Here is a 19566-nt window from a genome sequence, read left to right as displayed (position 1 = left end):
CCAAAGGCCGTTCGATAAGAAAATTGGAAAGAAAAACCGGCGCCTGATGCCCCTGCTTATAAAAACGAAAGCAGGGATGCGGGACATGGCGGTTTTGGTGACGGGCGGGGCCGGTTATATCGGCAGTCACATGGTTTGGGCGCTGCTCGATGCGGGCGAGGATGTGGTCGTGCTCGACCGCCTCTCCACAGGCTTTCGCTGGGCCGTGGCGCCGGCGGCGCGTTTCTATCTCGGCGACGTTGCCGATCCCGACATATTGAAAAAAGTCTTCATCGAAAACGACATCGAGGCGATCATCCATTTCGCCGGCTCCGCCGTCGTCCCGGTTTCGGTCGCCGATCCGCTCTCCTATTACGACAACAATTCCGGCAAGACCCGGGCGCTGCTGAGCGCTTCGGTCAAGGCCGGTATCCGCAACTTCGTCTTCTCCTCGACGGCGGCCGTCTACGGCCAGCAAAAGACCGATCTGCCGGTGAAGGAGACGGCCCCCCTCAATCCGGAAAATCCTTACGGCCAGTCGAAGCTGATGACCGAGTTCATGCTGCGCGACGCCGCCGCCGCCTATGATTTCAACTATGTCGCGCTTCGCTACTTCAACGTCGCCGGCGCCGACCCGCACCACCGTGCCGGCCAGTCGACCTCAGGCGCCACGCACCTCATCAAGGTCGCCTGCGAGGCAGCGCTCGGCAGGCGCGACAGCGTCAACGTCTACGGCATCGATTATCCCACCCATGACGGCACCGGCGTGCGCGACTACATCCATGTCGGCGATCTCGTCGATGCACATCTGAAAGCGCTGCAGCATCTGCGCAGAGGCAAGGGCTCGCTCGTTGCCAATTGCGGTTATGGCAGCGGCTATTCCGTGCTCGACGTGCTGAACATGGTCACCCGCTTGCATGGACATTCCTTCAAGATCCACATGGCGCCGCGGCGCGCCGGCGATTCGGCAAGCGTCGTCGCCGACGCTTCGCTCGCCCGGCAGGTGCTCGACTGGAAGCCCAGATACGATTCGCTGGAAACCATCGTCCAGAGCTCGCTCGATTGGGAACTGTTCCTGTCGAACAAGAATGTCGACGACCTGCACAGCATCCACCGGGCACTCGCCGCCGCTTCGTTCTGATCCAGGAGCCCGTTTACCATCCCCGCGCCTGCGGGGTCTGCATGCGTAACGTGAATAAGGAAAAATCAAGCTTTCTCTGGCTGGCTCGGGCCAACGGAAAAGAGACGATGAAGAACTTTCTGGCCTCATTGCAGCTGCAAAAAGACAATCCGACGCTTCTGCTGGCGCAGTTCAGGGCCCTGTCGTCGCAGATCCCCATTCTCTATGTCCTGCTGATCATCAACGCCCTTGCGGTGGCGATCACCCACCTCAAATCCGCGCCGCTTTGGCTTTCGCTCTACATTCCCGTGGCCCTGAGCGTCGTCTGTGTCTTCCGTCTCTGCTGGTGGGAGATCCGGGGCAAGGAAGATGTGACCGCCGATCGGGCCTACAGGCTGATGAAGGTGACGATATCGGGGGCCGGCATCCTGGCCGTCGCTTTCGGCGGCTGGGCGATCGCGCTTTACCAATATGGCGATGCTTCCCAGCAGGGTCAGATTGCCTATTTCCTCGTCGTGACGGGCATTTCCTGCATCTTTTGCCTGATGCACCTGCCGATGGCGGCAGCGCTGACCACGGTCATCACCTTCTCGGCCATGGTCGCGACCTTCTTGTTCTCAGGCAATCCCGTTTTCGTGGCGACGGCCATCAGCGGCCTCTTCCTGATCCTGCCCTTCCTCAGGGTGATCAACAGCTATTTCCAGAATTTCGTCGGTCTGGTGCAATTGACCGAAGAACTGAAGAAGAAGCAGGCGGAGGCCGAGGAACTGAACCTCGTCAACAGCCGCAATGCGCTGCATGACCAGCTGACAGGCCTTGCCAATCGCCGCAGCTTCTTTCTCTCGCTGGAAAAACGGCTGCAGAAGGATCCGTCCTCGCCACCCGTCCTCGGCATTCTCGATCTCGACGGCTTCAAGCCGGTCAACGACGTCTTCGGCCATGCCGCCGGGGATCTCGTGCTCAAGGAGACGGCCCGCCGCTTCGTCGCGCTGGTCGGCGAAGAGGGCATCGTCTCCCGTCTTGGCGGCGATGAGTTCGGCATCATCTTCCCCTGTTCGATGACACGCAAGGCGATCGCCGATCTCGGCCTGGCGCTCTGCGCGGCCGTCCGTGACCCTTTCGAAATTCCCGACGGCTCCGTCCGCGTTTTCGGCTCCTGCGGCATCGTCTATCCCGATATCGGCACATACACCGCCGAGGATCTCTACGAGAAGGCGGATTTCGCCCTCTACCAGGTCAAGAGCAAGCGCAGCAGCGGCGTCGAGTTCTTCTCGGCCGACCACGAGAAGATCCTGACGCAGCGCTACCTGATCGAACTCGAGCTGCAGGCGAATGATTTCGCCAAGGAATTGAAACTCGAGTATCAGCCGATCGTCGAATTGAAGAGCGGCCGCGTCGTCGCCTACGAGGCGCTCGCCCGCTGGGACAGCGCCCGCTTCGGCCGCATCAGTCCAGACGCCTTCATTCCGGCGGCCGAGCGCACGGCCGTCATCGGCCGCATGACGCGCATCCTTTTCGCCAAGGCGCTCGAAGCGCTGGCGATCATTCCACGGCATTTGAGGCTGTCCTTCAATCTCTCGGCGCGCGATATCTGCGACCACGAGACCTCGATGGCGCTGCTGGCCATGATCACCCGCTCCGGCATCGATCCCAGGCGTATCGAATTCGAGATCACCGAGACCGCGCTGCTCTCCGATTTCGACACCGCCGACCAGGTGATCACTATGCTGCGCGCTGCCGGCATCTCGATCGCGCTCGACGATTTCGGCACCGGCTATTCGAGCCTCAGCCATATTCATCGTCTCGGCTTCGACAAGCTGAAGATCGACAAGTCCTTCGTGATGAATTTCGATCGTGACGCCCGTTGCATGAACATCACCCGCTCGGTCGCCAATCTCTGCCAGAATCTCGGCATCGCCTCCGTCGCCGAAGGCGTCGAAAGCGAAGAGATCGCCGAGGGATTGAAGGCGATGGGCGTGCGCCTGGCGCAGGGCTATCATTTCTCGCGGCCGCTGCCGCTGGAACTTGCCATCGACTACGCTCTCAGGTGCGAGGCCGAAGCCTCTGCCCGCAATTCGCTGTCTGCCTGAACCAATCTCCCGACCGGTCTTGAATCGACTGGAGCGAAGCTACGTCGTCGTCTATTCATGGTCGTAACAGATGAGGTGAACCATGCAGGACGGCGAAGTCATCATTGAGCGGAGGGGGACTGCTGCTATCATCCGTCTCAACCGGCCGCGGGCGCTGAACAGCCTGACGCTGCCGATGATCCGCACGATCACTGCGACCCTTCACGACTTTGCCGGAAGTTCCGAAGTGGCGAGCGTCGTGATGATGGGGGAGGGCGAACGCGGCTTCTGTGCCGGCGGCGATATCCGCGCCCTGCATGAGAGCGCCCGCGCCGGCGATGGCCTCGCGGCAAGCTTCTGGCGTGAGGAATTCCGCCTCAACCATCTGATTGCCACCTACCCCAAACCCTATGTCGCGCTGATGGACGGCATCACCATGGGCGGTGGCGTCGGCCTGTCGTCGCACGGCCGCCACCGCATCGTCACCGAGCGCACGCGGCTTGCCATGCCGGAAACCGGCATCGGCTATGTCCCGGATGTCGGCGCCACCTGGCTGCTGCCGCGTGGCCCCGGCGAAGCCGGAACATGGCTCGGCCTGACAGGGCTCGATATTGGTGCGGCCGATGCGATCCACGCTGGGCTTGCCGACCTTCAGATCGCCTCGTCGCGGCTCGGCGAAGCGATCGATGCTCTCTCCGCCCTGCCGCGCGCCAGCTCGTCCGGCGATGTCGATGCCGTGCTGCAGGCGCTTTCTGAGCCTCAGGGAGAAAGCCGGCTCAGGCAGAACGCGGCGACGATCGATCGCGCATTCCGTTTCGACAGCGTCGAGGAGATCCTGGCAGCGCTTGCCGAGGAGGAAGGCGAATTCGCCGCCGAGACGCGCCGGGTGCTGCTGACGCGTTCGCCGACCAGCCTGAAGCTCGCTTTGCGGCTGCTGAGAGCCGGCCGTCGCAGCGCCTCGCTTGCCGAATGCCTCGGCCGCGAACTCGGCGCCTGCCTGCAGATGCTTGATAATCCCGATTTCTTCGAGGGTATTCGCGCCGCCGTCATCGACAAGGACCGCAATCCGAAATGGTCGCCGGCGTCAGTCGATGCCGTGGAGTCAGCAAGGGTCGAATTTTTCCTGAAACCGGCCGAGCCGCCGCTTTCACTCTGAACTCTATCCGGTTATCGCCACATGCCGCGCATGCGGGCGCCGACATCGATGCGCACCTGCCGCGCTTGGGCTTGAGCGGCCTCCGATTTCCCCTGCGGCCAGCTGCAGGCCTCGAAGAACTGCAGCAGGGTCGCGGGAATGAAGCGGCTGCGTGAGGCATAGACGTGCCGGTCGCCCTGTGAATTCTGCCCGTAGGTGAAGAAGCGTTGCGGCACGACGAGGTCGAGACCATCCCGGGCGCGCGTCATGGCGACATAGAGCAGCCGGCGTTCCTCTTCGATTTCAGCGGTGGTGCCGACGGCGAGATCGCTCGGTATGCATCCGTCGACGACGTTCAGCATGAAGACCCTCGTCCATTCCTGGCCCTTGGCGGAATGGATCGTCGACAGGATGAGGTAGTCTTCGTCGAGAAGCGGCACGCCCGCCTGGTCGCTGGTCGCATCCGGCGGATCGAGCGTGAGCTCGGTGAGAAAGCGCTCGCGCGAGGCATAACCGCTAGCGATCTGCTCGAGCTGCAGCAAGTCGGCCTGCCGCGTCGCTGCGTCCTCGTGCAGCCGTTCCAGATGCGGCGCGTACCATTGCCGTGCCAGGCCGATTTCCGCCGGCCAGCCGGCCTTGCCGGACTTCAGCTCCTGCAGCATCGAAACGAACATTGTCCAGTCCTCGCCGGAGCGCGGTGGCGCCGGCATGGCGGCGAGAGCAGAGATCGGACTGGCATCCTCGGCCATCAGATCGAGCGTCTTCTGCGCCGTCGACGGCCCGACGCCCGGCAGGATCTGCATCAGCCGGAAGCCCGCCACCCGGTCGCGCGGGTTCTGCGCGAAGCGAAGGGCGGCCAGCATGTCCTTCACATGCGCGCTGTCGAGAAACTTCAGCCCGCCGAACTTGACGAAGGGAATGTTGCGCCGGGTTAGCTCGACCTCCAGCGGCCCGCTGTGATGCGAGGCGCGGAAGAGCACGGCTTGCTGCTTGAGCGTGAGGCCTTCCTCGCGGTTGTCGAGCACCATGTCGGCGATGTAGCGGGCCTGCTCGGCCTCGTCGCGCACCGTAACCAGGCGCGGCCGCTCAGACGATTGCCGCTCGGTCCAGAGGTTCTTGGTGAAGCGCTCCGAGGCGAGATCGATGACGGCGTTGGCGGCGGCGAGGATCGGCTGCGTCGAGCGGTAGTTGCGGTCGAGCGTGACGATATTGGCGGCCGGGCTGAAGGCGGCGGGAAAATCGAGGATGTTGCGCACGGTCGCGGCACGGAAGGAATAGATCGATTGCGCATCGTCGCCGACGACGGTCAGCCCCTGGCCTTGGGGTTTCAGCGCCAGCAGGATCGAGGCCTGCAACCGGTTGGTATCCTGATATTCGTCGACCAGCACATGGTCGAAGCGGCTGCCGATATCCTCGGCAATTATCACTTCGCCAACCATCTGCGCCCAGTAGAGCAGCAGATCGTCGTAATCGAGCACGTTCTGGCTCTGCTTGGCCTCGACATAACTGGCGAAAAGTTCGCGCAGCTGTTTCTCCCACGTCGCGCACCAGGGAAAGACGTCGCGCAGCACGAGGTCGAGCGCGGTTTCCGAATTCACCGCCCTGGAATAGATGGCAAGGCACGTGCCCTTTGTGGGAAAACGGCTTTCTGTCTTCGAGAAGCCGAGGTCGTGCCGGATCAGGTTCATCAGATCGGCACTGTCTTCGCGGTCATGGATGGTAAACCCAGGATCGAGACCGATCTGCTCCGCATAGTCGCGCAACAGCCGCGCGCCGATGCCGTGGAAGGTGCCGGACCAGGAAAGCGCATCCGCCATGACGCCGGCATTCGCACCAAGCACATCGCGGCAGATGCGCTCGACACGCCGCGCCATCTCGGCGGCTGCCCGGCGCGAGAAGGTCATCAGCAGGATGCGGCGGGGATCGGCGCCCTTGACGATCAGATGGGCGACCCGATGCGCCAAGGTATTCGTCTTGCCGGAGCCGGCGCCGGCAATGACCAGCAGCGGCCCGGCAATATGGCTGCCGTCGATGAGCGTGCCGTGCTCGACGGCCATGCGCTGCTGCGGATTGAGCTTTTCGAGATACATCCAGCCGTCCGGTTGGGCTCCCGCAGAATCACTGCGGAAAGATTAGATGTTCCTTGAATGTTCGCGATTGCGGCCTCTGTCAAGCGCTGCGGCGCGCGAGCAACATCTCAGTCGGGGAAATCCGGACCGATCTCGCGCCGCACCAGCTTCAGGCTACGGTCCGGCTGAAGAATATAGGTTTCCTCCACACGCTGGCCCGTCCCGTTGTAGAACTGGTTGTAGACGGCGCTGCCGACCGGCGACTTGCTGAGCTTCGTTCGCGGCTGGCCGCCATAGGTAATGCTGCCGGGAATGGGTTCCAGCGCCGGCGTATCGGCCGAGGAGCAGCCGGCAAGCATTGCCCCTGTTAACAAGGCGGGCAGAAGCGCTTTCATCGTCATCATCCCTCTTTCGACTGCCGCCAGATATGGAAGCCGCAGCGCCTTTCGCCAAGGGTCGTCCATGCCACCGCGCAGGTATCACTGTCGAACAGGCTCTTCTTTTCCGGGGGACGCAACGAAATGCGTCCCTGCGGCGTTAACAGACATCAACCAACATTAGGAAACGTTCACGGTGCTCGGCTTTCCAGCATTCACGGGGCATGGCGAGCCCGGCCGCCAGGGCCACAGCGATGCCGCGACGCGCGCCTCGGTGGAAAGCGCCCTTCATGCCGCCGCCGATGTCGAAGCCGGCGAAATCACCGTCAGTTTCGTGCGCCGGCGGGGCGATGTCGAGCGGGCGATCGAGATCGCCGAGGGCGTCGTCGGCCGGGGCTATGTGCGTGCTCGCTTGCTGCGACGCTAATGCATGTCGCCTAAAAGTGTGCAGCGGTTTTAGGACAACGACATGCATCAAATAAAAGTCCGGCGCCGGGCTCGCGCTCATCTCTTTGCGATGCATGAAGGGAACCAAAATGCTCTCTCGCGTGTTGAAAGGCCGGACCTAAACGCTGGAGACTCTCATGCAGTTGCTTCCTCGCCTCTGGGCAACCACCTTGATCGTGGGTTGCGGTGTCTTTGCCGGCTCCGCCCATGCCTCGCTGGAAACCGGCACGAATTATTCCGCTTTGCCGAAGGACCAGATCGCCCTCAACGAATATACCGGGACCGTCGCCTGCCAGCCGGTAGAGCCTCACTATCTCCCCTCCTTCATCCGCGCGGCAGATGGCACCATCATCGGTGTCGGTTATGTCGAGATCGAGAATGAGAGCGGCGCGGATTGCTGAGGCATCCGCTTTGCTCGGACGAGGCTCGCCTGCGTTTCCGCAGAGGTGACGAGCCTCTAACCATCATCATGATGGCTGGTCATCTTCTATTGATGCACCTGTACCAGGCGCAACGCCCTTTACACCAAAACCCGGCAGGCACTTAATTGCAGGGTTAAATCAAAATTAAAGCCCAAAATTAAAGCGTTGTCCCGTTCCGGCACGCTTGCGCGCCCAGAAGGCGAAAATCGCCCGAAATTCCTTGCCGAAGTGCTAATGCAGCTTCAGCTTCGCCTCTTCGGCGGCCGCCAGGAACTCGGCTCTTGCTTCTTCCACGCTCTTGCGCCCATCGAGCGCCGCCCGGCAGGCGCTGCGGGCCTTGATATAACGAAGCCCGCGCATACTCGGCCACAGATCCGCTAGGCACTTCAGCGCATCGAACGGCCCATTGACCGTTCGCGCATCGGCACCTTCGAAACCAACCTTGACCGGGCTGTTCCATCTTTCAGTTGCCATCAACGCTCCTCCACGATTTTCGACAGAAACGAAGCGCAGCACCTCCCAGTTCCTCCGGGGAGACTTTGCGATAGTTAATACTCTAGCGTGATTTTTGCCGTCAGCAATGGCGGAATGCATTGCGGCTGATGAGGCGAAATGTCCTCTTGATGAGATTCACCAAGCGACCGGTGGGCGCGGGCCAGGAATTCCGTTGGAATTTGCAATCATGACACCTCAACGCGAGGAGAATTTTTGGAGGGTGCAACCAATCCCATGGCGCCGGCGCGGGATCATCGCTAACATGCTCTCGAAGCTGAGGGCTCCACATGGGTTTAGGTCGAAATCTGATCCAGGCTGCTTTTCTCTGCGGAGCGCTGGCAATGGCAGCCCTTGCTCGTGGCGCAGAGATATCAGCCGAAGACGCTTTCCTTACTCGTCTCTCCATTGGCGCCGTCCCGAGACTGCAGCGGGAATATTTACGGCTTGCCCTTGGGCGGCTGGGGGGAGAAAGGACGACGATAGATCTCGATGCCTATGTCTTGGCAGAGGTTTTTGAGCGGTGGTATGTCGAAGGCGTATACGATGGGATTCCTTCGTTGCCTCATGAACCAATTCCAGGTGAAGACTTGGTGGTAACCGGAAAATTGATTGAACAGTGGCAACTATCCCCGTTCATGCCCTATTATCTCGAAGTAACCGAAATTCCCAGTTGCGCTAACAGCAGCATACTGCTTCCCAATTGTCGCTAGCGACGCCGAGCGCGCGGGAAGTGAGGTCAGGTTCTTACGAGAAAACTGGTGCTGCCGAGTGGGATTGAACCACCGACCTCACCCTTACCAAGGGTGTGCTCTACCACTGAGCTACGGCAGCAGGACCAGGACCCGTGCGAGCCGTGTGGCTCAATCGCGAGAACGGGGGGCTATTGCCACAGCTTGGCGGCAAGCGCAAGCCGCAAATTCCAACTTCGTATGGATTGAGGCAAAGGGCCTTTTGGATTGGCGCGAATTCGGCTAATCCTGTCGCATGAACGAAAAGACCGAAACCGGCCAGCAGAGCCGCAAGCAAGCGATCGAGGCACAGGCGAAACTGCGCCGCGAGCGCGCCGGCGAAAAGCTCAGGGAAAATCTGGGGCGACGCAAACAGCAGGTCCGCGCCCGCCGTTCGGGCCAAGCCGACGAAACAAATGGGCTGCCCGCCGCAAAAATGGACGAATCGTAATGTTCTGTCCGTCGCGAATTGAAGCGTGTCGAGAAATCCCCTAAACACCTCACTCCTTATTCCAAGGCAGAAATTTCAGGAAAGGCGGGCTCGGCCCGTAAGCGCACATGGATCGTATCAGAATCGTCGGCGGTAATGAGCTGAATGGCATCATTCCGATTTCCGGCGCCAAGAATGCCGCACTGCCGCTGATGATCGCCTCGCTTCTGACCAGCGATACGTTGACGCTCGAAAATGTGCCGCATCTGGCCGATGTTGAGCTGCTGATGCGCATCCTCGGCAATCACGGCGTCGACGTCGCCGTCAACGGTCGCCGCGAGCGCCAGGAAGACGCCTATTCGCGCACGATCCATTTCACCTGCCGCACCATCGTCGATACCACCGCATCCTATGAACTGGTCTCGAAGATGCGCGCCTCCTTCTGGGTCATCGGCCCGCTGTTGGCGCGCGAAGGCCATTGCCGCGTTTCGCTGCCGGGCGGCTGTGCCATCGGCACGCGCCCCGTCGATCTCTTTATCGAGGGCCTGACGGCGCTCGGCGCGACCATGGAGATCGATGCCGGTTATATCAATGCCAAGGCGCCTGCCGGCGGCCTGATCGGCGCCCGCTACACTTTCCCGAAGGTTTCCGTCGGCGCCACCCATGTGATGATGATGGCGGCAACGCTTGCCCGCGGCACGACTGTGATCGGCAATGCCGCCCGCGAGCCTGAGGTCGTCGATCTCGCCAACTGCCTGAACGCCATGGGCGCCAAGATATCGGGCGCGGGTACTGCGACGATCACCATCGAAGGCGTCACCTCGCTCTCCGGCGCCCGCCACCGCGTCCTGCCGGATCGCATCGAGACCGGCACCTATGCGATGGCCGTCGCCATGGCCGGCGGCGACGTCGTGCTCGAAAATACCGATGTGGCGTTGCTCGAAACCGCGGTGGAAACGCTACGCCGCGCCGGCGCGGAAATCTCGTCGACCAACAACGGCATGCGCATCAAGCGCAATGGCGCCGGCATCAGGCCGGTCGATATCGTCACCGATCCCTTCCCGGGTTTCCCGACCGACCTGCAGGCGCAGTTCATGGCGCTGATGACCCGCTCCTCCGGCGTCTCGCATGTCACCGAGACCATCTTCGAAAACCGTTTCATGCATGTGCAGGAGCTTGCCCGCCTCGGCGCCAGGATCTCGCTGTCCGGCCAGACGGCGAAGATCGAGGGTGTCGAGCGCCTGCGCGGTGCGCCTGTCATGGCGACCGATCTGCGCGCCTCCGTCTCGCTCGTCATCGCCGGCCTTGCGGCCGAGGGCGAAACCACGGTCTCCCGCGTCTATCACCTCGACCGCGGCTTCGAGCGGCTCGAGGAGAAGCTGACCCGCTGCGGCGCTATCGTCGAGCGCATCAGCGAGTAAGCACCGTTCATCCCGGTTGCGTAATTGGTCGCCGCGCCTTATTTCCCTTGTCTGACGCATCGCCATTCCGGCGGTGCCCGGCCTAGGCCGGTAATGGGATGAGGCTGAATGACCGACCTGAAACTTGTTGCGCTCGATAACGAGGATCTTGCGATCATGTCCGCGCATATGCAGGACAGCGTCTTCAAGGTCGGCGACATCGACTGGTCGCCGCGTGACGCGCAGTTCGCGCTTGCCGCCAATCGTTTCGTCTGGGAAGGTGCCGAGCGCAAGCGCAAGGGTTTCGAGCGCCGCCGGGCTGCCCTGGTCTTCAAGCGCGTGCTTGCCGTCCGTTCGCTTGGCATCGATCGTGGAAAACGCGATGAGGTGCTGTCGCTGCTGGCGCTGCGCTTCGAGCAGAAGGGCGAGGGGCCGGAGGGCACGGTCGAGCTGTCGCTGTCCGGCACGGCCTCGATTGCGCTCGATGTCGAATGCATCGAGGTCCAGCTGGCCGATATCGGCGGCGCCTGGGAGGCTTCCTCCAAGCCTCGCCACCGCTAATGCATGTCGCCCGGAAGTGTGCAGCGGTTCCGGGATAACGACATGCATAAAACAATGAGTGTTTGACGCCCTAAAGTTTGAACATCGCAGTTTCAAGTTGAGAAGGAATATCGGCCTTGGCAATCTGGCTGGATCAGGCATCGGAAGGTTTCGAGCAGCATTTTGCCGCCTTCCTGACGACGAAGCGCGAAGTCTCCGAGGATGTGAACGTGGTCGTTCGCGCCATCATCGATGACGTGCGCGCCCGCGGTGATGTGGCGCTGGCCGAATATTCGCTGAAATTCGACGGCATCGATTACGCTACCGTCCCGATGCGCGTCACAGCTGAAGAGATCGACGCCGCCGTCGAGGCGGTGCCTTCGGAAGTGCTGGGCGCGCTGAAGCTCGCGGCACTGCGCATCGAATCCCACCATCGCCGGCAACTGCCGAAGGACGATATCTATGAGGACGACATGGGCGTCAGTCTCGGCTCGCGCTGGACGGCGATCGAAGCGGTCGGGCTCTATGTTCCGGGCGGCACCGCGAGTTATCCGAGTTCGGTGCTGATGAATGCGGTGCCGGCCAAGGTCGCCGGCGTCGATCGCATTGTCATCGCCGTTCCTGCCACAGGCGGCGCCGTCAATCCGGCGGTGCTTGCCGCCGCCAAGCTTGTCGGTGTCACGGAGATTTATCGTGTCGGCGGCGCCCAGGCGATCGCGGCTCTTGCCTATGGCACCGAGACGATCGCTCCGGTCGCCAAGATCACCGGCCCCGGCAATGCCTATGTCGCCGCCGCCAAGCGTCATGTCTTCGGCACCGTCGGCATCGATATGATCGCCGGCCCCTCCGAGGTGCTTGTCATTGCAGACAAGGACAACAATCCGGATTGGATCGCAGCCGACCTCTTGGCCCAGGCCGAGCACGATGTCAGTTCCCAGGCGATCCTGATCACCGATGATGCCGCATTTGGCAAGGCGGTGGAGCAGGCGGTCGACCGCCAGCTGAAGACGCTGAACCGCGCCGAGACGGCGGCGGCAAGCTGGCGCGATTTCGGCGCGGTCATCCTGGTTGCCGATCTGAAACAGGCCATTCCCTTGGCAAACCGCATCGCCGCCGAGCATCTGGAGCTCGCCGTCGTCGATCCGGACCGGTTTCTCGACGGCATCCGCAATGCCGGCGCGATCTTCATCGGCGCCCATACGCCTGAGGTGATCGGCGATTATGTCGGCGGTTCGAACCATGTGCTGCCGACGGCGCGGTCGGCGCGTTTCTCATCCGGTCTTTCGGTGCTCGATTTCGTCAAGCGCACCTCGATCCTGCGCCTCGGCCCGCAGCAGCTCCGCACCCTCGGCCCGGCGGCGATCGCCCTTGCCGTTTCCGAAGGCCTCGATGCCCATGCGCGATCGGTCGCGATCCGCCTCAACCTCGAAAGGTGAGGGCATGGCGAAGGGCGAATTCCGGCTTTGCGACGTCGTCCTTGACGATACGATCGGCCGTTCGACGCCCGATGTCGAGCATGAACGCGCTGTCGCCATCTTCGATCTGATCGAGGAGAACAGGTTCGAGCCGCTCGGCCATGTCGGCGGACCTTACCGGCTGAACATCTCGCTGGTCGATTCGAAACTGGTTTTCGCCATCACCACCGAAGAAGGCGGCGGCGTCGCCACCCATATCCTGTCGCTCACGCCCTTCCGGCGGATCGTCAAGGATTACTTCATGATCTGCGAGAGCTATTACGAAGCGATCCGTTCGTCGACGCCGAGCCGCATCGAGGCGATCGACATGGGCCGGCGCGGCATCCACAATGAAGGCTCGCAGACGCTGAAGGATAGGCTGGCCGGCAAGATAGAGGTCGATTTCGACACCGCCCGGCGCCTTTTCACGCTGGTCTGCGTGCTCTATTGGCGCGGATGACGGCAATGGAGCGCGCCGTCGACGTCGAGGAGGGAAAGCGGCCGGGCGCCATCCTCTTCATGTGCGGGATGAATGCCATCCGCTCGCCGATGGCCGAAGCGATCGCCCGTAGCATTTTGCCGGCCAATACCTATATCAAGTCTGCCGGCGTACGCGCCGGCGAGCGCGATCCCTTCGTGGATGTCGTGCTCGAGGAGATCGGGCTTTCCCTCGGGCGCCGCCAGCCGCAGACGCTGGAAGAGCTCGAGGACGATTACTTCGATCTGATCATCACGCTGTCGCCGCAGGCCCATCACGCAGCACTTGAGCTGACGCGGTCGAGTGCGGTCGATGTCGTCTACTGGCCGACCATGGATCCGACGGTTGCAATCGGAACGCGCGAGCAGATTCTGGAAAGCTATCGCGAGGTCCGCGATCACCTGGGCGGCCTCATCGAAAGCCGGCTACTCAAACGAAATGGCATTGCCGCGCAATCGGCATGAAAACAAATAAAGGAAAGCCTGATCAACGAGGTTCACAAACCTTCGTTGATTGTGTAGTTTCCGCCCAAATTTTAAAGGCGCGCGCTGCGCTGCCTATTCAACCCACAGGAAGAAAACACTTATATGCCTAAAGAAGAAGTCCTCGAATTCCCGGGCATCGTGACCGAACTTCTGCCGAATGCGACGTTCCGCGTGAAGCTCGAAAACGAACACGAGATCATCGCCCACACCGCCGGCCGCATGCGCAAGAACCGCATCCGCGTTCTCGCCGGCGACAAGGTGCTTGTTGAAATGACGCCTTACGATCTGACCAAGGGCCGTATCACCTACCGTTTCAAGTAAGTTTGCCCGAAGGTCCCCGCAAGGGTTTTTGCTCCCGTCTGACGATGGTCGAGGTTCCATGGCGCTGAAATACAAGCTCATTCTGGCCTCGGGCTCGCCCCGTCGCGTTGACCTGCTCAACCAGGCCGGCATCGAGCCTTCGCGCCTGATGCCGATGGATATCGACGAAGCGCCGAAGAAGTCGGAGCATCCGCGTTCGCTCGCCCGCAGGCTTTCGGCCGAGAAGGCGGAAGCCGCCCTTGCCGCCATCAAGGGCGATATCACCTGGAAGGGCAGCTATATCCTGTCTGCCGATACGGTGGTCGCTGTCGGCCGGCGCATTCTCGGCAAGGCTGAGTTCGCCGACGAGGCGTTGAACTCGCTGCATCTCTTGTCGGGACGCAACCATATGGTCTACACCGGCGTTTGCCTGGTGACCCCGGATCGCAAGGTCCGTCAGAAGATCGTCGAGACCAAGGTGCGCTTCAAGCGTCTCTCCGGCTTCGAGATCGAGAACTACCTGGCCTCCGGCCAGTGGCGCGGCAAGGCAGGCGCCTACGGCATCCAGGGCCTCGCCGGCACCTTCGTACAGAAGATGGTGGGCTCCTACACCAATGTCGTCGGCCTGCCGCTTTATGAAACCATTCTGCTTTTGACCGGCGAAGGCTTCGATGTGCATAGCCGGTGGCCCGAGGGCTGAGCCCGACGGCCGATCCTATAGGACGGACCGATTATGCCTGAAGAAAAGAAAGCGGCCGCCAAGGTCGAACCGCTGCGCAAGACGCGCCCTTGCCCCGAATGCGGCAAACCTTCCCACCGCGAACATTACCCCTTCTGCTCCAATCGCTGCCGCGAGGCCGATCTCTCCCGCTGGCTGACCGGCGCCTATGCCATTCCGGTTGCCGACGATGAGACGAAGGCCGAATATCCCGATGAGGAAAACTAGAGAATTTCGCCTGCGAAGCTCTTATTTTTCCTCATGAATCCGCAAAGCCGGCAAGACCGTCAAAAAAGAGTCATTTGACGCTTGCCATGGGCGAACAAGATGCTATAACCCCGCTCGCTTCCGGGGTGAACCAAGGCCCCGCGGTTCCTTTTCTGAAAGGGACCATTGGAAGCAGGTTAGCCCAGGTAGCTCAGTTGGTAGAGCAGCGGATTGAAAATCCGCGTGTCACTGGTTCGATTCCGGTCCTGGGCACCACTGTCATCCACGATGTTTTCATTTCATTTTTTATATCCGCATCATCGATGCGTGCGGGCATCCGATCGAAAGAACCTGCAGAATTTCACAAATATCGCCAGTGGCAATATTATTGTTGAAAAATAATTCGCTTTCAGCTATATTTACCCATGAAAAAGATCGCCTACAGCAAGGCTGCCGCGAAGGCACTCCGCAAGATGCAGCCGAAGCGCGCCGCGGCGATCGTCGCCAGGGTCGAAGCCTTCGCCAACGGTGAGTCGGTCGACCTCAAGAAGCTGCAAGGCAGCGAATTTTTTCGAATTCGTGTCGGGCAGGACCGCGTCATCATCGACGATCAGACCATGCAGGTCCTCGTCATCAAGGCCGGCCCACGCGGCGACATCTATAACGAATAGGAGACCACCATGGGTGAAATCCAGAAACTAACCATCGACGGCAAGGGGTACGTGCTGCTTTCCGAAGACGACTATCAGGACCTTGTCGACATCAGCGAGGCGCGCGCCGCAAAGGCGCGTATCGACGCTGGCGAAGAGACCTGGCCTGAAGACGTCGTCAAGGCGCTGATCGCCGGCGAAGATCCTGTCCGGGTGTTCCGTAAGCATCGCGGCATGAGCATCAAGGAGCTGGCTGAAAAGTCCGGGCTCTCCCAGCCCTATCTTTCCGAAATCGAGACCGGAAAGAAGGAGGGCTCCCTGGACGCACTCAGGTCGATCGCCAGCGCGCTGGACGTCGACCTTGACGATGTGGCTTGATGTATACGCATCCCAAGGCGGCCAGGTTGTGATCGAGCTTGCTACCTTTCGAGCCGTATCCCTTTGCCCCACTGGGAAGGCTCCCTCGTCCAAATATGATGCCGCGCGCCCGATATGCGGGGCCAGAAGGCGGCCAACAAACTCCTCTGTTTAGAGGTTAGTGTCGCCCTTTCGATGTCTTCGCCAGCATCTCGCTCAGTGTTGCCGCCGAGAGCATGGATTCGGCCAAAAGCCTCTTGAGCTTCTGGTTCTCTTCCTCCAGTGCTCTCAACCTTTTGGCATGGAGACCGACATTTCCGGACTGCAAGGATTGCCACCGATAGAAGGTCGGCTCGCTGATGCCGTACCTGTGGCAAACATCTGCCACCGTCACCCCGGCTTGGTGCTCCTTCAGAATACCGGTAATCTGGTTGTCGTCGAATTTTCGCTTGCCCATCACCGCCTCAGTCCTCGCGAAATGCTCTGTTGAAACTGTCGAGGAGTGGTCTGACGGCATAGAGCGCCACGCTGCTTTTGCCCGTTTCGATCAGTGTCTGTGCGGGCATCCCCGCGACCAGTTCGACATCGCTCATTTTCGCCAACCGCTCGTCCGTTACACGGATCGTCGCAGCAAAGTAGGGCTGGCCGCTCTGCGGATCGGTGAGACGGTCCGCTGATACATACTCGACCCGACCTTTCAGGAGTGGAATGCGCCGCTGATTGTATGGAAGGAGGTGGACCTGTGCCTCGAGCCCGGCGCGGACGAGATTGATGTCTTCCGGTCTGACGTGGGCAGACACGACAAGACGATCGGAGCGTGGCAGAAGATCGACGAGCGGTTCACCCGCGCCGATCACTCCACCTGATGTGTGGACGCGCAGGTTCATGATTGTTCCATCTTCGGAAGCACGGATATCGGTCCTTGAGAGTTGGTCGTCGATCGCCCGCAGGCGCTCGCGCAGTTGCATGATCCGGCTCTCCGTATCGCGCATGCCTTGGGCGACTTCGCTCAACCGGTCGCTCTCAAGCTTTGCGAGATCGGCCTGCGATCCGCTGATCACCTGGTAGGCGCGAGAGATCTGGGCCTCCACTTGACCTTGCTGGCCATCAAGGTCTGCTTTTTCCCGCTGGAGGTTGAGAAGTCTGCTCCTTCTTTCCAGTCCTTTGGCGCTGAGGATCGTAACCTGATCCAGTTCTTGGCTCGAGATTGTCGCTCTGTCGGCCAGTGCTGCCTTCTGTGCGCCAAGTCCGACGATTTCCTGCCGCACCTGCGCGATCTTTTCATTGGCGATCTGAATTTCGGCCTGCATGACCCGACGACGGGCTTCGAAGATTTTCTGTTGCCCGATCAGAATTGCGCTGACTGAAGGGTATTTGTCCATTGCTGCCCTGAGATCCTCAGGATAGGCGACATGGTCGCCGCCCGTCTGCTCCGCAAGCAGGCGGGCGCGGCTTCCTTCGGCGTCCCAAAGTTGCCCTTGAATGCTGTCGCGCTCCGAGCGGGACTTCGTATCGTCGAGCTCTATCACGATTTGCCCGCCCATGACCGCATCGCCGTTTTTGACGAGTATCCGTCGCACAATCCCGCCTTCCAGGTGCTGAATGGTCTTGCGGCTGGACTCCGGTTCGATGACGCCCGATGCAATTGCAGCGCTTTTCAGCGGCGCCAGAACCGACCAGGTTCCCAATCCGACGATGAAGACCAGGATCAACAGGTTCCCCGTCCAGACAACACCTCTGAGCCCCGGCATGGGCGAGGAGGGCGCGGGTCCGCGCCGTTTCGACTCGATTACCGGCAAATAGGCCGTCTGTTGCCTGGCTGTCGCGCTCGATCGTTGAGCCAGCTGCCGACCCGTCCTTGGCGAATTTGAAAATCTCGCCGGCGTTGCGTCCAGTTGAACAAGGGCCATGGCAGCGTTTCTCCCTACGTTCCTGTTCGAGACGGTGGTTGAAGATAAGTTTCGTAAATCCGCTCGCTGTCGCCGAAGGCAGCCACCGTCCCGTTACGCATGATGGCAATCTTGTTGGTGACCGGCAGGATCCCCATCCGATGAGTCATGATAACGACGGTCATCCCCCTGGATTTCATGCGCTCGATTGCCGTGAACAGCATGCGTTCGCCCTCATAATCCAAGCTCGAATTCGGATCGTCGAGAACGATAAGAGACGGATTTCCGTAGGCAGCCCGTGCCAGTCCGAGCTGTTGGCGCTGCGCCCGAAGGAGCAGGTTTCCCCCTTCACCGATATCGGTCTCGTAGCCCTGCGGCAGCCGCATGATCGCTTCGTGCAAGCCAACCAGCTTCGCAGCGTCGATCGCTTTACCGGGATCTCCTCCGTCCAGCCGGCCGATCACATCCTTGATCGCTCCGCCGAAAAGTTCGATGTCCTGCGGCAGGTATCCGACGTGGCGGGTCCCGCCGCAAAGGCGCAGAGCCGAGATATCGACCCCGCCGAGAAGAGCACATCCGCTCGTTGCTTGCACAACGCCTGCTATGACGCGACCCAGTGTCGATTTTCCCGATCCCGACGGACCGATGAGCGCTATGCAATCGCCTGGGGCGAGGCGTAATGTGATGCCCGACAATATCGGCCGATCGGCGAATGGCTTGATATAGCTGACGTTATCGAGAACGAGGCCATTGGGTTCCGGTAGCGGCACCATTCGGGCATCGTGTTCAGATGCAACTGATATCAGCATTCTGTTCAAGCGATTGAAGGCATTGCGCGCAAACGTAAGGGAGCGCCATGCACCTATTGCGCCCTCGATTGGTGCGAGCCCGCGCCCGAGCAGCAAGCTCGCAACGAAGATGATCCCGGGACTGCCATTGTTCGCGAGTACCTGCCAGGTAGCGGATCCCATCATCAGGATCTGCGCGAGTGTGCGGATCGATTTGGAGAAACCAAGAATGATCTCCGTCCGATGCATCGCGATGTCCTGCGCCCTTCTTGCCATTTCCGCATCGCGATAGACGATCAGCGCTGCGCCATCCTGCATGCCCATAGCCCTGATTACCTCGATGTTTTTGAGGGCGGTCGCAAATCGCAGATAGCTCCTCGAAAGGGCAAGATTGGCGTGGGCAAGCGGCTCTCGCGTCGCCAGTTCCGTCATGAACGCAAACAGCAGAAGTGCAAGCGCGCTCAGAAGACCGATGGTCCCAAGCAGCGGATGAACAAGAAAGAGCAGGAGCAGGAATGCCGGTGCCCAGGGAACGTCAAAAAAAAGCGAGCTAGCCGGTGAATCGAGGAACTGGCGTAGTGCGGCCAGGTCCCTGTAGCATTCCGTGGCGGCTCCCGTATCGGCGCGAGCGGCATATTCGAACGATGCTGTCAGCACCAGGGGCCGTAGCCTGTGATCCAGCCAGCTGCCGATGCGCGAAAGAGCTGCCCTGCGTACGATATCCAGCGTGGACCCGACCACCACGCCGATGGCGATGATCATCGTCAGCATCAGGAGCGTGTCAGCGCTTCGGCTCGACAGGACCCTGTCATAGATCTGCAGGAGATAGATGGAAGGCGCGAGAAGAAAGAGATTGTAGCCGCAGCTGTAGAGGAAGACCAGCCCGAAGGCTCCGGCACAAGCCCGGAGCGCAACAACAAGCTGTGTCTGCGGGCGCGGTGACTTTATGGAAATCGTCGTCATTATCAGATCTCGCTGCACTTGATACTGACAAGAAGAGGCTGCTTACCCAAGGGCCGCCGGCCGAAA

The 19566-nt window shown here is 60.8% G+C and carries 23 protein-coding genes and 2 tRNA genes; 18 read left to right on the top strand and 7 right to left on the bottom strand.

Annotation, left to right across the window (positions count from 1 at the left end):
• The first annotated feature begins 85 nt into the window (after window positions 1–85).
• The 3 genes from galE to GR198_RS28145 all read left to right on the top strand — a co-directional run bounded on the left by galE (window position 86) and on the right by GR198_RS28145 (window position 4324).
• The gene (galE, locus tag GR198_RS28155) at window positions 86–1120 is read left to right on the top strand and encodes a UDP-glucose 4-epimerase GalE (RefSeq protein ID WP_027666308.1); all 1035 of its coding nucleotides are present in this window, start codon (window positions 86–88) and stop codon (window positions 1118–1120) included.
• Between the two features lie 107 nt (window positions 1121–1227).
• A complete protein-coding gene (locus GR198_RS28150; protein WP_164069863.1) occupies window positions 1228–3189 on the top strand; it encodes a putative bifunctional diguanylate cyclase/phosphodiesterase in 1962 nt (653 codons plus the stop codon).
• Between the two features lie 82 nt (window positions 3190–3271).
• A complete protein-coding gene (locus tag GR198_RS28145) occupies window positions 3272–4324 on the top strand; it encodes an enoyl-CoA hydratase/isomerase family protein (protein WP_164069862.1) in 1053 nt (350 codons plus the stop codon).
• 11 nt (window positions 4325–4335) lie between these two features.
• On the opposite strand, the gene GR198_RS28140 is transcribed toward GR198_RS28145, so the two are convergent.
• Together GR198_RS28140 and GR198_RS28135 are read right to left on the bottom strand one after the other, a co-directional pair.
• On the bottom strand, window positions 4336–6393 hold the full coding sequence (locus GR198_RS28140) for an ATP-dependent helicase (protein WP_164069861.1): 2058 nt from the start codon (window positions 6391–6393) through the stop codon (window positions 4336–4338).
• Window positions 6394–6500: 107 nt separating this feature from the next.
• Window positions 6501–6767, bottom strand: a complete 267-nt coding sequence (locus tag GR198_RS28135; RefSeq protein ID WP_164069860.1) for a hypothetical protein — start codon at window positions 6765–6767, stop codon at window positions 6501–6503.
• A gap of 178 nt (window positions 6768–6945) precedes the next feature.
• Here GR198_RS28135 and GR198_RS28130 point away from each other — a divergent pair, with 178 nt between their 5' ends.
• Window positions 6946–7176: a hypothetical protein gene (locus tag GR198_RS28130; RefSeq protein ID WP_164069859.1), complete on the top strand. Its 231-nt coding sequence runs from the start codon at window positions 6946–6948 to the stop codon at window positions 7174–7176.
• A 157-nt stretch (window positions 7177–7333) separates the two neighbouring features.
• Window positions 7334–7597, top strand: a complete 264-nt coding sequence (locus GR198_RS28125; RefSeq protein ID WP_012755985.1) for a hypothetical protein — start codon at window positions 7334–7336, stop codon at window positions 7595–7597.
• A gap of 252 nt (window positions 7598–7849) precedes the next feature.
• Here GR198_RS28125 and GR198_RS28120 read toward each other — a convergent pair whose 3' ends face one another.
• Window positions 7850–8092 (bottom strand): DUF982 domain-containing protein, encoded by a 243-nt coding sequence (locus tag GR198_RS28120; RefSeq protein ID WP_011650393.1) that lies wholly within the window; start codon window positions 8090–8092, stop codon window positions 7850–7852.
• Between the two features lie 308 nt (window positions 8093–8400).
• Between GR198_RS28120 and GR198_RS28115 the strand changes: the two genes are divergently transcribed.
• Entirely contained in the window at window positions 8401–8823 is a 423-nt protein-coding gene (locus GR198_RS28115) for a hypothetical protein (RefSeq protein ID WP_164069858.1), read from the top strand.
• 46 nt (window positions 8824–8869) lie between these two features.
• On the opposite strand, the gene GR198_RS28110 is transcribed toward GR198_RS28115, so the two are convergent.
• A tRNA-Thr gene (locus GR198_RS28110) sits at window positions 8870–8944 on the bottom strand.
• 153 nt (window positions 8945–9097) lie between these two features.
• Between GR198_RS28110 and GR198_RS28105 the strand changes: the two genes are divergently transcribed.
• The 12 genes from GR198_RS28105 to GR198_RS28050 all read left to right on the top strand — a co-directional run bounded on the left by GR198_RS28105 (window position 9098) and on the right by GR198_RS28050 (window position 15881).
• Complete coding sequence (locus GR198_RS28105) at window positions 9098–9292, top strand: hypothetical protein (protein WP_164069857.1); 195 nt, start codon at window positions 9098–9100, stop codon at window positions 9290–9292.
• 107 nt (window positions 9293–9399) lie between these two features.
• On the top strand, window positions 9400–10692 hold the full coding sequence (gene murA / locus GR198_RS28100) for a UDP-N-acetylglucosamine 1-carboxyvinyltransferase (protein WP_018072483.1): 1293 nt from the start codon (window positions 9400–9402) through the stop codon (window positions 10690–10692).
• A gap of 108 nt (window positions 10693–10800) precedes the next feature.
• Entirely contained in the window at window positions 10801–11232 is a 432-nt protein-coding gene (locus GR198_RS28095) for a DUF2948 family protein (RefSeq protein ID WP_003545314.1), read from the top strand.
• A 116-nt stretch (window positions 11233–11348) separates the two neighbouring features.
• Entirely contained in the window at window positions 11349–12647 is a 1299-nt protein-coding gene (gene hisD / locus GR198_RS28090; protein WP_164069856.1) for a histidinol dehydrogenase, read from the top strand.
• A 4-nt stretch (window positions 12648–12651) separates the two neighbouring features.
• Window positions 12652–13125 carry a UPF0262 family protein gene (locus GR198_RS28085; RefSeq protein WP_018493697.1) on the top strand — a complete coding sequence of 158 codons (474 nt, stop codon included), beginning with the start codon at window positions 12652–12654 and terminating at the stop codon, window positions 13123–13125.
• Window positions 13122–13607: an arsenate-mycothiol transferase ArsC gene (locus GR198_RS28080; protein WP_204337251.1), complete on the top strand. Its 486-nt coding sequence runs from the start codon at window positions 13122–13124 to the stop codon at window positions 13605–13607. The genes GR198_RS28085 and GR198_RS28080 overlap by 4 nt, the downstream gene beginning before the upstream one ends.
• 123 nt (window positions 13608–13730) lie before the next feature.
• Complete coding sequence (gene infA / locus GR198_RS28075; protein WP_003545338.1) at window positions 13731–13949, top strand: translation initiation factor IF-1; 219 nt, start codon at window positions 13731–13733, stop codon at window positions 13947–13949.
• A gap of 58 nt (window positions 13950–14007) precedes the next feature.
• Window positions 14008–14628 (top strand): Maf-like protein, encoded by a 621-nt coding sequence (locus GR198_RS28070; protein WP_003545339.1) that lies wholly within the window; start codon window positions 14008–14010, stop codon window positions 14626–14628.
• 33 nt (window positions 14629–14661) lie between these two features.
• Window positions 14662–14874 (top strand): DNA gyrase inhibitor YacG, encoded by a 213-nt coding sequence (yacG, locus tag GR198_RS28065; protein ID WP_029875647.1) that lies wholly within the window; start codon window positions 14662–14664, stop codon window positions 14872–14874.
• A 179-nt stretch (window positions 14875–15053) separates the two neighbouring features.
• Window positions 15054–15129 (top strand) — tRNA-Phe (locus GR198_RS28060).
• A 149-nt stretch (window positions 15130–15278) separates the two neighbouring features.
• Entirely contained in the window at window positions 15279–15524 is a 246-nt protein-coding gene (locus tag GR198_RS28055) for a type II toxin-antitoxin system RelE family toxin (RefSeq protein ID WP_164069854.1), read from the top strand.
• A gap of 9 nt (window positions 15525–15533) precedes the next feature.
• Window positions 15534–15881 carry a helix-turn-helix domain-containing protein gene (locus GR198_RS28050; RefSeq protein WP_138388143.1) on the top strand — a complete coding sequence of 116 codons (348 nt, stop codon included), beginning with the start codon at window positions 15534–15536 and terminating at the stop codon, window positions 15879–15881.
• A 157-nt stretch (window positions 15882–16038) separates the two neighbouring features.
• Here the strand turns inward: GR198_RS28050 and GR198_RS28045 are convergent, their stop codons facing one another.
• Genes GR198_RS28045 through GR198_RS28035 form a run of 3 tightly spaced genes read right to left on the bottom strand, consistent with a single transcriptional unit; the run spans window position 16039 to window position 19500 of the window.
• A complete protein-coding gene (locus GR198_RS28045; RefSeq protein ID WP_164069853.1) occupies window positions 16039–16317 on the bottom strand; it encodes a transposase in 279 nt (92 codons plus the stop codon).
• Between the two features lie 7 nt (window positions 16318–16324).
• Window positions 16325–17770 carry an HlyD family type I secretion periplasmic adaptor subunit gene (locus GR198_RS28040; protein ID WP_164069852.1) on the bottom strand — a complete coding sequence of 482 codons (1446 nt, stop codon included), beginning with the start codon at window positions 17768–17770 and terminating at the stop codon, window positions 16325–16327.
• 14 nt (window positions 17771–17784) lie between these two features.
• A complete protein-coding gene (locus GR198_RS28035) occupies window positions 17785–19500 on the bottom strand; it encodes a type I secretion system permease/ATPase (RefSeq protein ID WP_164069851.1) in 1716 nt (571 codons plus the stop codon).
• Window positions 19501–19566 lie beyond the last annotated feature (66 nt).

This window comes from Rhizobium leguminosarum (genome assembly GCF_010668065.1).
Classification (GTDB): domain Bacteria; phylum Pseudomonadota; class Alphaproteobacteria; order Rhizobiales; family Rhizobiaceae; genus Rhizobium; species Rhizobium leguminosarum_S.
The sequence above is the reverse complement of the archived record's forward strand: the minus strand, read 5'-3'. Positions and strand labels throughout refer to the sequence as shown.